The sequence below is a fragment of the Arthrobacter zhaoxinii genome (assembly GCF_024385505.1).
GTDB classification, from domain to species: domain Bacteria; phylum Actinomycetota; class Actinomycetes; order Actinomycetales; family Micrococcaceae; genus Arthrobacter_B; species Arthrobacter_B zhaoxinii.
In genome coordinates this window covers 41030-54421 of record NZ_JANFLT010000006.1, presented here as the reverse complement: position 1 = coordinate 54421, position 13392 = coordinate 41030, and the positions used below count along the sequence as shown (strand labels likewise).

At 68.5% G+C, this 13392-nt stretch carries 13 protein-coding genes; 8 read left to right on the top strand and 5 right to left on the bottom strand.

Features of this window, described 5'->3' with window-relative positions:
• Window positions 1–9: 9 nt before the first annotated feature.
• Window positions 10–1518, bottom strand: a complete 1509-nt coding sequence (locus NNX37_RS11755) for a CYTH and CHAD domain-containing protein (protein ID WP_255792926.1) — start codon at window positions 1516–1518, stop codon at window positions 10–12.
• A gap of 134 nt (window positions 1519–1652) precedes the next feature.
• On the opposite strand from NNX37_RS11755, the gene NNX37_RS11750 reads away from it, so the two are divergent.
• From NNX37_RS11750 to NNX37_RS11740, 3 genes are all read left to right on the top strand, one after another.
• Entirely contained in the window at window positions 1653–2630 is a 978-nt protein-coding gene (locus NNX37_RS11750) for an aldo/keto reductase (RefSeq protein ID WP_255793516.1), read from the top strand.
• Window positions 2631–2758: 128 nt separating this feature from the next.
• The gene (locus NNX37_RS11745) at window positions 2759–3130 is read left to right on the top strand and encodes a DoxX family protein (protein WP_255792925.1); all 372 of its coding nucleotides are present in this window, start codon (window positions 2759–2761) and stop codon (window positions 3128–3130) included.
• Entirely contained in the window at window positions 3127–4107 is a 981-nt protein-coding gene (locus NNX37_RS11740; protein WP_255792924.1) for a coiled-coil domain-containing protein, read from the top strand. The genes NNX37_RS11745 and NNX37_RS11740 overlap by 4 nt, the downstream gene beginning before the upstream one ends.
• 26 nt (window positions 4108–4133) lie before the next feature.
• On the opposite strand, the gene zapE is transcribed toward NNX37_RS11740, so the two are convergent.
• Window positions 4134–5222 (bottom strand): cell division protein ZapE, encoded by a 1089-nt coding sequence (zapE, locus tag NNX37_RS11735; RefSeq protein ID WP_255792923.1) that lies wholly within the window; start codon window positions 5220–5222, stop codon window positions 4134–4136.
• Between the two features lie 137 nt (window positions 5223–5359).
• Here zapE and NNX37_RS11730 point away from each other — a divergent pair, with 137 nt between their 5' ends.
• From NNX37_RS11730 to NNX37_RS11720, 3 genes are read left to right on the top strand one after another with little or no spacing between them, the layout of a single operon-like run.
• Window positions 5360–5650: a DUF1540 domain-containing protein gene (locus tag NNX37_RS11730; protein WP_255792922.1), complete on the top strand. Its 291-nt coding sequence runs from the start codon at window positions 5360–5362 to the stop codon at window positions 5648–5650.
• A 3-nt stretch (window positions 5651–5653) separates the two neighbouring features.
• Window positions 5654–6532 (top strand): HNH endonuclease, encoded by an 879-nt coding sequence (locus NNX37_RS11725; RefSeq protein WP_255792921.1) that lies wholly within the window; start codon window positions 5654–5656, stop codon window positions 6530–6532.
• A gap of 12 nt (window positions 6533–6544) precedes the next feature.
• Complete coding sequence (locus NNX37_RS11720; protein WP_255792920.1) at window positions 6545–6925, top strand: RNA-binding S4 domain-containing protein; 381 nt, start codon at window positions 6545–6547, stop codon at window positions 6923–6925.
• A 20-nt stretch (window positions 6926–6945) separates the two neighbouring features.
• On the opposite strand, the gene NNX37_RS11715 is transcribed toward NNX37_RS11720, so the two are convergent.
• On the bottom strand, window positions 6946–8472 hold the full coding sequence (locus NNX37_RS11715; protein ID WP_255792919.1) for an acetyl-CoA hydrolase/transferase family protein: 1527 nt from the start codon (window positions 8470–8472) through the stop codon (window positions 6946–6948).
• Window positions 8473–8669: 197 nt separating this feature from the next.
• On the opposite strand from NNX37_RS11715, the gene nhaA reads away from it, so the two are divergent.
• Both nhaA and NNX37_RS11705 read left to right on the top strand, forming a co-directional pair.
• Window positions 8670–10496, top strand: coding sequence for a Na+/H+ antiporter NhaA (gene nhaA, locus NNX37_RS11710; protein WP_255792918.1), 1827 nt, complete (start codon window positions 8670–8672; stop codon window positions 10494–10496).
• A gap of 23 nt (window positions 10497–10519) precedes the next feature.
• Window positions 10520–11278, top strand: coding sequence for an SDR family NAD(P)-dependent oxidoreductase (locus NNX37_RS11705; protein WP_255792916.1), 759 nt, complete (start codon window positions 10520–10522; stop codon window positions 11276–11278).
• A gap of 86 nt (window positions 11279–11364) precedes the next feature.
• Here the strand turns inward: NNX37_RS11705 and NNX37_RS11700 are convergent, their stop codons facing one another.
• Both NNX37_RS11700 and NNX37_RS11695 read right to left on the bottom strand, forming a co-directional pair.
• Complete coding sequence (locus tag NNX37_RS11700; RefSeq protein ID WP_255792915.1) at window positions 11365–12618, bottom strand: MFS transporter; 1254 nt, start codon at window positions 12616–12618, stop codon at window positions 11365–11367.
• Between the two features lie 42 nt (window positions 12619–12660).
• Window positions 12661–13320, bottom strand: coding sequence for a peptidyl-tRNA hydrolase (locus NNX37_RS11695; RefSeq protein WP_255792914.1), 660 nt, complete (start codon window positions 13318–13320; stop codon window positions 12661–12663).
• Window positions 13321–13392 lie beyond the last annotated feature (72 nt).

Sequence of the window (13392 nt, the reverse complement as noted above, 5' to 3'; positions counted from 1 at the left end):
TTCCCTCCGTCAGGGGCTGGCCGGGAAACCTTTCCAGGCGCCGGCAAAACGCTCCCGGGCCGACTGGGCAGAGGCCTGTTCCAGGGCGTGCAGCCGTCCGTAGGTAAAGCCGTTCTCTCCGGCGGCCGACGCCGCTGCCCCCATGCGCCGCAGGTACGCCTGCGTCACCACGCTGTCCTGGTGCTCGCCGAGGATTTTCTGCACGTGCTCCGCGGCGTCCACCATTTCCTTCGCTTCCTTCGGCTGCACTGGCGCCCAGACTTCGGCCGCGTAGCGAAGCTGCTTCGCATTCTTGCGGGCATCATGCAGCGCTTCCGTGTGTTCCTCGCCTGCGAGTTTCCGTGCGGCACGGACCCGGCGGTGCAGCCGTTTCCGGTCCCGCCGGATGATGCGGGCGGCGGCTGGTCCCGCCGGTTCCTTGGCCGCTTCCGTCCAGGCCCGGCTGTCCACCAGTGCTTCCAACTCGTCCAACGCCCGAAAGTACCGCGGGGAAGACAGCGCTTCGAGGATGCGGCCGAAGGCCTGCCGGTAGTCATGGAGCAGCTCTTCATCCACGCGCGCGGCCACCGGCCCCATCACCAGGTCTTCGGGTTCGGCGGCAATCAGCTCCCGCAGCCGGTGCCGCATCACCTGCGCATCGCGGGCTTCCCCGAGCACCCGGGCAAGCCAGCGCAGCTCCGCCCGCAGGGAACGTCCCGGCTCCGGCTCCATGGTGCTGCGGTAGCTGGAGAGGGCCGAACGCAGCCGCCGGGTGGCCACCCTCATTTTGTGGATCCCGTCGGCATCCCCCCGGCGCACCCGCGGATCGTGGCGCAGCAGCTCTTCGAACTGGCCGCGCAGGTAGTGCAGCAGCAGCAGTGCCAACGGGCTTCCCACGTCCAGGGGATCGGCGTCTGCGCCGCCCGGACCACCACCGCTTACGGCAGAGTTGTCCGGGGTCGTACCCGCCGGACTCTCCCCCCGTTCCCCGCCGGCTTGCGCGTCCCCCGGTACGGCACCGGAGGTACGGAACATAGCTTCGGCGTCCCGGACCAGGACGGCATCGGTGGCCTCGATGATCCAGGCCCGGCGGTTTGTGCCGGACCTGCCCGCTCCGGTGTCGTGTGTGCTTTCGTCCCGGACGCGGGCGAGGACTGTAGCCGCACCGTCCAGCAGCTCGTACTCCAGATAACGGGTGGCCAGGGTCTGCACCGGCACCAGTTCACGGTCCCGGACCACCGCCCGGACGTCCTCCAGCAGTTCCGGAGGGATCCCGAGGGCGACCTCCCTGAGAACAGCTGTACCGGGCTCCAGTGCCGGTGCGCTGCGCTCCCAGCGGGGGCCGTCGTCGTCCGTGATCCGGGTCAGGCGGAACCCGCGCAGGCTCAGCGACCGGTCCGGGGTGTCATACCACACCTCGGTGCGGTGGCCTTCCCGTGGCTGTGCCACTTTCGCGATCCCCGCCAGCTCATGGAGCGGCGGCAGCACCTGTGCTTCGTCAACGGAGAAACGGCTTGCGGTACCTGTTCCGGCGGCCATGTGCGCCAGTATAGGACCGCAACGGCTGCTGCCGGGAGTCCCCGGGCCCCGTGCCTACCGAAGCCGGTGCGCGTCCCGGTAGCATCGCCGTAAAGGATCGGCACTGCAGCAGCGGAGGCCAGCGAATGAACTCGATGACATACGCCAAGCTCGGCAGGTCAGGGGCAACCGTTTCGGTCATTGGTCTGGGCTGCCTGGGGTTCGGCGACCCGGACCGGGGTGCGCACGGATGGACCCTCCGGGCGGATGAGGCCAAATCACTGCTGCGGCACGCCGTGGAGCTGGGTATCAACTTCTTCGACACCGCCAATGTGTATTCCGCCGGCCACAGCGAGGAAATCCTCGGAGCTGCCGTGGCGGAATACTGCCGGCGGGACGAGGTGGTGATCGCCAGCAAGGTCCACGGCGAAATGGGTCCGGGGCCCAATGGCTGGGGACTGTCCCGCAAGCACATCCTGTGGCAGGTGGAGCAGAGCCTGCGGCGGCTGGGGACTGACTACATCGACCTGTACCAGGTGCACCGCTGGGACGGCACCACGCCGCTGGAAGAGACGCTGGAGACCCTGGACCAGCTGGTCCGGGACGGCAAGGTCAGGTACCTCGGCGCGTCAAGCATGCACACGTGGCAGTTCGCCAAGGCCCTGTTCCTGCAGGAACAGCACGGCTGGGCGCAGTTCGTCACGATGCAGGACCACTACAACCTCCTCTACCGGGAAGAGGAAAGGGAGATGTACCCGTTCTGCGCGGACCGGGGCATCGGGACGCTGCCCTATTCACCGCTCGCCCGCGGACGCCTGGCCCGTCCCTGGGGCGCAAGGACGGCCCGGCAGGACTACGACGCGCAGGGCCATGAACTCTACCGGGGCAACGAAGACGTGGACCGCAGCATCATCGATGCGGTGGGAAACGTGGCCGAGGGGCTCGGCGCCACCCGCGCCCAGATTGCCCTCGCCTGGGTGCTGGCCAACCCGGTGGTCGCCGCCCCGCTGATCGGTGCCACGGCCGCTTCCCATCTCGATGAGAACGTCGCGGCCCTGGACATCCAGCTCACCGAAGAGGAATTCAATACGCTCGAGGAGTTCTACCGCCCCCGGCCCGTGGCCGGGTTCTGAACGGCTGTACCGCGCCACGCCCGCTGTTGCGCAGTTCCCGGCCGGCAGACCATGCTTGGGTTGTTATGGTTCCACAGCGGTTCCGTGCGCTGACTCCTGCCCGCATACAGAAAGTCGCTTAGATACCCATGCTGTCCCTGGTCTTGTGGCTTGTTCAACTCATACTGGCGTTGCTTTTTGCCGGAGTCGGTTTTATGAAAATTGTCCAGAACCATGCGCGCCTCACAGAGAACCTGCGCTGGCCCGAGGATTTCCCGGCGGGCACCGTGAAGCTGATCGGTGTCCTCGAAGTCCTGGGCGCCGTGGGACTGATCGTCCCGCAGGCCACCGGCATCCTGCCCGTACTGACTCCGCTGGCTGCGTCGGCGCTGACCGTGCTGATGGCCCTCGCCGTGCTGGTCCACGTACGGCGCGGCGAACGCAACCGGATTGCCCTGAACCTCATCCTGCTGGTGCTTTCCCTGGTGGTGGCGCTGGGACGGTTTGGCGTCTTCGGGTGAACGCCGCACCCAGACAAGACTCAGGCCCGCCGTCGCTCGGTGCCGCCGTCGCAGGTCTCTACGCGCTGCTGCCTTCGGAGTTCACGGCGGCCCGCAACGCCCTGGCCGCCGAGGCCGGGAAGGCCGGCGACAAGGAGCTGGCCAAGCGGATCAAGGCACTCCCGAAGCCTTCGACGGCGGCGTGGCTCGTTAATCTGCTGGCGGACCGGCGGCGGGAAGACCTGGACCAGGTGCTGGAGCTGGGGGCTGCGCTGCGCGAGGCCCAGGAGGACCTCGATCAGAAACAGCTGCGCCGGCTGAGCACCGAACGCCAGCGGCTGCTGCGGGCGATTGTCCGGGAAGCCCGGGACCTGGCCGCCGAGCTGGACCATCCGGTGAGTGAATCGCTGGCGGCCGAGGCCGAACAGACCCTCTGGGCCGCGATGACCGATCCCTCGGCGGCGGATGCCGTTGCCAGCGGCCAGCTGCTCCGTTCCCTCGCGGCGAGCGGGTGGGAAGAGGTGGATCTGGACGGTGCAGTGGCCGACCCGGAGTCGGTACCGCACGGCGCCGGAAGCGGGGCGGGTTCCCGCCCGGCGTCCGGCGGGGCCCGGGCGCCGAAGGACAAAAGCGGGACAGCGGACACTGCCGCGGCACGACGGCGGCAGGCCGAGGCCCGCCGGGCGGTCCGGAAGGCGCAGGCCGAGCTGGAGGAAGCGTCCGACGGCGAGCAGCAGGCACAGGAAGCGCTCGACGCCGCCCAGCGGGACGTGGACGAATCCGCCGGCCGCCGGGACGAGCTCACGGATGAGATCGACGAGCTGCGGGAGCGGATCCGGCAGCTGGAGCGGGAGGTCGCCGCCGTGGACCGGCGCTCCGGGAAGCTGGAACGAGAGCGGGACAACGCCCGGCGCATCGCCCGTTCCGCACGACGGACGGCGGAGAAGGCCCGGCAGAAGCTCGCGGACGCCCAGGATGCGGCAGACGGCGGGACCTAGGGCAGGCAGGTCTTAGGGCCGGCGACCTAGGGCCGTGCAGCCGCTTCGGTACCGGCTGCGGACAGCTGCTGCAGCATGGAGAACCGGCTGCGGATCCGCGCCAGATCCGTGGGGTGCGCGACCCCGGGGAACACGCCGTCGTAATCCGGCAGCCCGATAATGTCCAGGCGGCACCCGGCGTCGTACAGCACGTCCACGACGTTGCCGAAGCGCTGCCAGCCGTAGGGATTGGACCCGGCGGTCGGGGGCACGCCGCTGATCACCCAGTGCCGGTGCGCCTGCGCCAGGTGCAGGTAGTCCGAGGTGGCCGACTCCGCGTGGCACAGATCCTCGAAGTCGAACCACAGCTGTGCGCCGTCCGCCCGCAGCGCCCGCAGCGTTCGGGTCCCCGGGGTCAGCGGAACCGCTTCTTCCGGACGGGGTGGAAGGAGCCCGGCGGAGGCCAGCAGCCCGGCGTCGTTGCTGCGCAGGTGGTGCCCGGCGGCGAAACCTGCGGCGTGGCGGGGCCGGGCCACGGTGCGGTAGTCCACCTCCCCGTCCAGTTCCCTCACCTGCAGGTGCCCGGTGATCAGGGCAATCCCGGGTTCGAACAGATGGTGGAACATTTCATCCGGGAGCAGCTCCTGAGGCGCGTAGTTGGACGTGGCCACCAGGACAATCCCGCGGTCCAGCACGGTGCGGAGCAGGCGGGTGATGAACGCTGCGTCGGCCGGATCGTTGACGTGGAATTCGTCAAAGCACAGCAGGCGGACCGAGCCCAGCATCCGGTCGAGGGCTGCGGCGAAGGCGGAATCCTGCCGGTAGCCGGGGTTGCCGTAGCCGGCGAAGACCAGCGCGTGCAGTTCCCGGAAGAAGTCGTGGAAATGGAGCCGGCGCTTGTCCGGGATGTCCACGGAATCGAACAGCGTATCCAGCAGCCAGGTCTTGCCGCGCCCCGGCGGCCCCCACAGGTAGACGGAGGAACAGTCCGGCGCAGGCTCCGGCGAACGGGCCGCCTCGGCCGCCCGGGCCAGCGCCGGCAGGACGGCGAGCTGGGCAGCATCCAGGACTAGACCCTGTCCGCCGGCTGCGAGGAGGAATTCGTCGGCGGCGTCTGTTGCCTGGGCTGCGGTCATCCTTCCGTTCTACCCAACCGGACAGCGCAGACCAAACCCGTCAAATAGGGTAAGGAAATTCGCGCTAATTATTCCTGTGAGGCGGTGGTACGTTCGAACCCAGGCACGGAACGAAGGACCACCTTTTTGGAGGAACCATGACCGATCATGTTGCCCATGTGCAGGACTGCACGGTGTCCAGCTGCGACTTCAACCATGAGGGCTGCACCGCCTATGCCATCACGGTCGGCGGCACGCCGGAGCATGCCAGCTGCGCCACCTTCATCGACACATCTGCCACCGGCGGCCTGCCGAAAGTCCTCGCCCAGGTGGGGGCCTGCCAGCGCAACGAGTGCCGGTTCAACAACCACCTCATGTGCGACGCCCATGACGTGCGGGTGGGACCCGGTGCGGAACTGGCTGACTGCCTCACGTACCAGCCCCGCTGACCGGTGGCCTCAGTCCTTCTGGCCTGGAATGTTGACCTGCCGGATCCCTGGCCGGGCGGCTACGGCCCGGCCCTGAGCGTCGTCGACGACGGCGGAACCGTCCGTCGGTGTGTCCCGCTGTCCGGCCCGCGCCCGGCTGCCGGAACCGAAGTGTGGCTGGTGCTGCGCGGCAGCAGCGGGCGGGGGCCGCGGGGGCTGGCGGGACACGGCGTCGTCGTTTCTTCGGGAAGCGGGCACGACGCCGACACCGTCGCCGTCAATTTCGACCGGCTGCTTCCCCTGGGCGAACAGGTGCCGGAGTCCCTCCTCGAGGAACATCTGCCGGACCTGCCCCGGAGCGGGGACGCGGTCTCCGTTCCGGCCGCCTCGGTTCCCGCACTGCGGCGGCTGTGGTCCGGATTCCTCGGCGCCGGACCGGATCCGGTCCGTCCGGTTCCGGGCACGCTTGCTGCCGCGGCGCTGGGCCTGCAGCAGGTCAATAACTATGAGCACGACGCCGAGGCCCGGAGGCTCTGCCTGGCTTTCCACGGCATCTGCTGCGCGGCCTGCGGGCTGGTCCCCGCCCAGCGGTACGGCCCGGGGACCGACGCGCTGCTGCAGGTGCATCATCTGGTGCCCGGCACGGACCTGCCGGTCGACTACGTGCTGGATCCGGTGTCCGACCTGGTGCCGCTGTGTCCCACCTGCCACGCGGTGGCACACACCCGGGTTCCGGTCCCCTACTCCCCCGCGGAGGTACGCGGCCTGCTTGCCTCGGCCCCGGATGCAGCAGGGCGGGAGGGGCCTGCCGGATGGGGGGCCGCCGTCGTCGTCGGGTCCATGGTGAGCCCGGAGCAGCAGCAGGCGCTGGAAGACGCCGCCCGGCTGCGCGGACTTCGCTAGACTCGGAACTCCATGAGCATTCCAGCGAGCACTTCCAAATCCGTCCGGGTGGACGCCTGGCTGTGGGCTGTCCGCGCCTATAAAACCCGGTCCGCTGCTACCGCTGCCTGCCGCGCCGGCCATGTCCGCCTGAACGGCAACCCGGCCAAGGCGGCGCAGCCGGTACAGCCCGGGGACACCGTCCGGATCCGGCAGCCCGGCTTCGAACGGATCCTCGAGGTCCGGCAGCTGATCAATAAGCGGGTAGGTGCCGAGGCGGCGTCGCACTGCTTCACGGACTCCACGCCCGCGCGCCCGGCGGCTCCGGCACTGGGTATTCCGGTAAGGGACCGGGGTGCCGGCCGTCCCACGAAGAAGGACCGCCGCGAGCTGGACCGGCTGCGCGGAAGCTAGCCCGCCGCCTCCGACCGTTGTTAGCGGACGGCCGGCTCGGGCAGGCTGGTTCCCGTTTCCACATACCGCTGGTGGAAGGACAGGGACTCGTCCAGCAGGTGCGGGGTGTGCTTGCCCAGGCTGTCCCGGCTGGCGCGGTCGAAGTAATCCTGCAGCAGCGGCTGGAAGTCCGGGTGGGCGCACTTTTCGATGATGGCGCGGGCGCGCTGCTTGGGTGAGAGTCCCCGCAGATCGGCCAGGCCCCGCTCGGTGATGATGAGCATGGTGTCATGTTCGGTGTGGTCCACATGGGCGGCCATGGGGACGATACCGGAGATTTTGCCGCCCTTGGCGGTGCTCGGGGACATAAAAGCGGAGAGGAAGCCGTTGCGGGCGAAATCGCCCGAGCCGCCGATGCCGTTCATCATGGCCGTGCCGGCCACATGGGTGGAGTTCACATTGCCGTAGATATCCGCTTCGATCATGCCGTTCATGGCGATGCAGCCCAGCCGGCGGATCAGTTCCGGGTGGTTGGAGATTTCCTGGGTCCGCAGGATGATGCGTTTGCGGTAGAAGTCGATGTTGGAGTTGAATTCCTCGATGCCTGCCGGGCTGAGCGAGAAGGACGTGGCGGAAGCCACCCGGATCACGCCGTCGCGGATCAGGTGCAGCATCCCGTCCTGGATCACCTCGGTGTACGCGGTCAGTCCGGTGTACCCGGCGGTGGAGAGCCCGGCGAGGACGGCGTTGGCAATATTGCCGACCCCGGACTGCAGGGGAAGGAGCTTGTCGGTCAGCCGTCCGGCCCTGATTTCAGAGTCGAAGAAGTCCAGCAGGTGCCCGGCAATCTGCTGGGAGGTTTCATCCGGGGCTGCGAACGGCGTCATCCGGTCCGGGGCGTCGGTTTCAACCACGGCAATGACCTTTTCCGGGTCCAGGCGCAGGTAGGGCTCGCCGATGCGGTCATCCGGATTCACCAGCATGATGGGTTTGCGGTGCGGGGGCAGCGCGGTGCCGTAGTAGACGTCGTGCATGCCGTCCATGGCTTCGGGCTGCTGGCGGTTCACCTCGATGATGACCTTATCCGCCTGCTCCAGCCAGGTCTTGTTGTTGCCCACCGATGAGGACGGAATGAGGCTGCCGTCCTCATTGATGCCAACCACCTCGATCACGGCCAGGTCAACGTGCCCGTAGAACCCGAACCAGGTGTACTGGGCCACGTGCCCCAGGTGGATGTCGATGTACTCGAGTTCGCCGTCGTTGATCCGCTTCCGCAGCGTGGGATCGGACTGGTAGGGCAGGCGCAGTTCCATCCCGCCGGCTTTGGCCAGCACGCCGTCGAGCTCCGGAGCCGTGGAGGCTCCGGTAAGTACCTTGATCTGGAATTCTTCGCCCTTGGCATGTGCCGCTTCCATCTGGGCGGCGAGCGCTTGCGGAACGGCCTTGGGGTAGCCGGCTCCGGTAAAGCCGCTCATGGCCACCGTCATTCCCGGTCGAATCAGGGCCGCTGCCTGCTCGGCGGTCATAACGAGTTTCTGGAGTCCGGGATGGGAAATGCGACGGTGCATGGTGGAGCCTTTCGAAGAACGAGATCAAACTCACCCTATCGCCCTGTGAGCCGTGCCTCATAGCCGGGTGTCCGGGCACACGGATTTTGATCGTGCCTAAGATGGTGCCCGGTGCGCCGCCGGCCGTGCCCGGCGGGATACCCCTCGGGAGGAAGCCTGCCATGTCGAAACCCGTCACACCCGCCCAGGTGTAGGCCATGCCGGACCGCCCGCAGCGTATTGCCACCACCGCTGCCACCGGCAGGGGCGGCGCGGAAAAGCGTCCTGCCGCCCTGCTGCTGCTGGCAACCATTCTGGCGGTGCTCTGGGCCAATGCACCGTTTGCCGCCTCCTACGAGGAGTTCTGGGAATCCACCGTCGAGGTGCGTGCAGGCAGCATGGACCTGGAGCTGACGGCCCGGGAGCTGGTCAACGACGCACTCATGGCCGTGTTCTTCTTCGTTGTGGGACTTGAGGTGCGGCGGGAGTTTGCCCTCGGGGAGTTGACCAACCGGTCCCGGGCGGTGATTCCGGTGGTCGCCGCGGCTGCGGGGATTGCCGTGCCCGCCGTGGTCTTCCTGCTGTTCACTGCCGGTACGGAGGATGCAGGTGCGTGGGGCGTGGTCATCTCCACCGACACCGCGTTCCTGCTGGGTGCGCTGGCCGTCGCAGGACCTCGGGTTCCCGGCAGGCTGCGGATCTTCCTGCTGACCCTCGCGGTGGTCGACGACGTTGCCGCGCTCAGCATCATTGCCCTGGTCTATACCGACCATCTGGAACCCGTGCCGTTGCTGCTGGCCTTCGCCGGGCTGGCTGCCGTTGCACTGACCCGGTACCTGCCGTACGGGCGCGGCGCCGTGTACGCGGTGCTGGCGGTACTGGTCTGGCTGACCTTCTACGCCTCGGGCGTCCATCCGACCCTGGCCGGCGTCGGCATTGCCCTGTTGGTCCCCGTGTTTCCGCCCGCCCGGAGAGACGTGGAGCATGCGTTGGAGCAGACCCGTGTCTTCCGTCAGTCCCCCAGTTCCCGGTACGCCCGGGCGGCGGTGCACAGCGTGCGCGAGTCCATTTCCATCAATGACCGGCTGCACAGCGCCTACACCCCGTACGTGGATTACCTGATTCTGCCGGTATTCGCGCTGGCCAATGCCGGGGTGAAACTGGACGGAACCACGCTGGACCGCGCCCTCCACTCCTCGCTTGCCTGGGGCATTGTCTGCGGTCTGGTGCTGGGAAAGTTCACCGGGATTTTCGGTGCCGCAGCAGTGCTCCACCGGCTGCGGATCGGCGAGTTCGGTCCCGGACTGACCATGGGCCGCATTGCAGGCGGAGCTGCCCTGTCCGGCATCGGCTTCACCATCTCCCTGTTCATCATCGGCCTCGCCATCGAAGACCCCGAGGTGCAGAACGAAGCACGGGTGGCGGTCCTGGCCGCGTCGCTGCTGGCGTTCGTTGCAGGAACCATCATCTTCCGAATCGTGGAGCGGCGCCGCCCTGCCGTTCCCGCGGGGGAAGTCCTGGCCCGGCCCGTGGACCCGGCCCGCGACCATATTGTGGGACCCGCCGACGCCCCGTTGACCCTCGTGGAATACGGGGACTATGAGTGCCCGTTCTGCAGCCGGGCCACGGGAACCATCCTCGAAGTGCGCGAGCATTTCGGCTCCGAGCTGCGCTATGTCTGGCGCCATCTGCCGTTGTCCCGGGTCCATCCCCATGCCGTGGCGGCTGCAGAGGCGGCAGAGGCCGCGGACCGGCAGGGGCGCTTCCGGGACTACAGTGCGCACCTTTTCGAGAACCAGGACAATCTGCTCCCCGAAGACCTATTGGCAGCGGCCGAAAGCCTGGGCCTGGACATGGAGAGGTTCGAGGCGGACCTGCGCTCGGCAGAGGTCAGCAACCGCGTGCTGGACGATGCGCTGGACGCCGAGTCCATGGACCTGCACGGAACGCCCACCTTCTTCATTGGGCACCGCAGACACCACGGACCCTATGACACTGCGACCCTGATCCGTGCGTTGGAGGCGTCACGGAACGCGGGACGGTAGGGGCTGCCGGGTACGCTCGGGCGATGAGTACAAACACTTTGGTCACCGGCGCAGGCCGGGGCATCGGAGCAGCAATCGCAGCGGCCCTCGCGGAAGCCGGCCACACGGTGGCCGTACACGCCGGGCATGACGCCGAGGCCGCCCGGCGGGTGGCCGAGGCGCTGCCCGGGACCGGGCACGCCGTCGTCGTCGGGGATCTGGCAATACCGGCCGAGTGCGAGCGGGTCTTCGCCGAGGCCGTGGATCAGCTGGGCGGGCTGGATGTCCTGGTGAACAACGCGGGAATCTTCCGGGCCCAGTCGGCGACGTCCGGGTCCTTCGCCGAGTGGCAGGACGCGTGGCGGCAGACTCTGGACCTCAACCTCATGGCGCCGGCGAACCTCTGCCGGCTCATGGCCGAACATCTCCTCCAGCGTCCCGAGGGGCCCGCAGGCGGCCGGATGGTGAACGTGGGATCACGCGGCGCCTACCGCGGTGAACCGGACAACCCCGCCTACGGTGCGAGCAAGGCCGGGCTGCACTCACTTACCCAGTCCCTCGCCGTCGCGCTGGCGCCGCACGGGATCTTCTCCGCCGCCGTTGCTCCCGGGTTCGTGGACACAAGAATGGGACGCCCCGCACTGGAGGGTGCCAGCGGCGTCGCCATCCGGGCGCAGAGTCCGTTCAACCGGGTCGCGGAACCCGAGGAAGTCGCGGCAACCGTGGCGTGGCTCGCCACGGCCGCCCCGGAGTGGGTCAGCGGTACGGTGATCGACGTCAACGGCGCCTCGCACCTGCGCTGACCCACCCGGGACAGCGCCGGCCGCTCGATCCAGGTCAGGCCCGGCGCCACAGCGCTCAAGCAGAGTGCCGGGCCGGTCGCTAGTCCCTACGAAGCTGTCACCGGGCGTTTTGCCGCCTCGAGTTCGTCATCCACGAACCGCGGAGCGGCTGCGCGGATGCCGGCCCCGACCATCACGACGGCGGAGGCAATCAGGAGCGCCAGCGGCAGGGTCCAGCTGCCGGAGACATCGTGCAGCGTGCCGATGGCGAACGGTCCCATGGCGGCCAGCAAATAGCCGACGGGCTGGATGAAACCCGAGAGCTGCGCGGTCACCCGCGGTTCACGGGAACGGGCGGTAATCAGGGCCAGCGCGGTGGGGAAGGCGAACCCGCCCACGCCCAGGAACACTGCCCAAAGCCAGGGCAGTGTGTCCGCGGCCAGCAGCAGCCCGCTGTAGCCGGCCGCCATGCAGGTGCCGAGGCCAACAATGTAGGTCCGCAGCCGCGGCGAACGGGCTACCAGCACGGGCATGATCAGCCCGCCCGGGATGCCGAGTCCGGCAATGATCGCGGCCATCACGCCGGCGGTGGCCTGCTCCAGCCCGGCGTCGCGGTAGATCTGCGCGGCCCAGCCGAACTGGACGTAGGCGTGCATGGACTGCACGCCGAAGAAGAGGCTCAGGGCGACGGCGGTGCGGGAGGAACGCATGCGTGTCCTGGTGCGTGTTCCGCCGGCAGCAGCTACCGGGTCCCGCCCGGTGCGCAGAGCCAGGACCGCCCAGAAGATGAAGGCCGCCAGTGCCACGGCACCCCACAGTCCCAGACTGAGCCGCCAGCCCTCCGGGCCCGTTCCGGCCAGGAGGCCGCCGAACAGCAGCGGCAACGTGGCGCCCAGGGCGAGGGTGGTGCCATAGACCGAGTTCAGGACGGGCAGGTGCCGGCCGCCGTGGCGCTTGATGAACGCCGGGACGAGGATGTTGCCTACTGCCATGCCGGCGAAGGCCAGGACGGTCAGCACCAGGAACAGCGCGGCGGAATCCACGAACGAACGGACCAGCAGTCCGGCGGCCGCCGCAGCGAGGGCCAGGGCAATAGACCCGTTGATTCCGGTTTTGCGGGAGAGCGCGACGGCGAGCGCTCCCACGGCCGCGAAGGCCAGGCCCGGCAGGGCGGTCAGCACCCCGGCAGCCGTGGCGTCCAGACCCAGTCCGGCCTGCAGCTCCGCCAGGACCGGTCCTACAGACGAGGCCCCGGGGCGCAGGTTCAGGGCGACCAGAACCACGGCGCTGCCGACCAGCCAGAAGGGCAGAGGGTGCCCGCGCCCGGTCATTGTTTCCCGTGGTTTCCTGGTCTCGCTCACCCGAGCCTTTTTATCACGGGCTTGCCTCATAAAACCTATGTGTCAGGCGGAGGAAGCGGCGGCGGGACTGAAGCCGGCGACGAACGCGGTCGCGGTGTCCGGTGCAATCTCGGTCATCCCGGCGTCGACAATCAACGGCCCGGCGCCGGGACGCGCTGCGAGCTCAGCGAACTGCCCGCCCGTGGTGAAGCGCACGCCCGCAGGTTCACCGGCTTCCTGCCAGGCGTGCCGGGCGGCCGGGTCCAGCTGCAGGTACCAGGACAGCAGCGCATGGGCGGCCTGCGCGGAGGCTTTGCCGGTGGACATGTCCAGGTCTGCGTTCAGGACAATCTCCGGGGCGTTCTCCGGCCAGGCGGCAGGCTCCTCGTCCGGCAGCTGGGTGCCCGAGACCTGCAGCTTGGCGAGGTTCTTGGGCATCTGCTCGTAGGTGACCGGTTCGAAAGCGATGGCCTGTGCACGGCCTACCGTGACCGATCCCGACGGCGCTTCGCCGGCCAGCCGCTCGAAGGTGCTGGGATTTGCCCGGCGGACGGTTTTCGTGAACCGGCCGTACAGCCAGTTTTCCCACGCTTCGCTGTCCTCGGTGGCCGTGTAGGCCCGGACACTGGCGACGGCGGCGGCGGCCACGGCGTCCCGGTGCGCGGCGGGATCTGTTTTATCCACGAGCAGGACGATGGGCTGGACTTTGTCGAACGGCTGCATGCTTCCAGTTTTCCACGTTCACAGCCGTGGGTTTTCCGGCCCGGCGGGGCCGCGGCGACCTGTGCGGCTCGA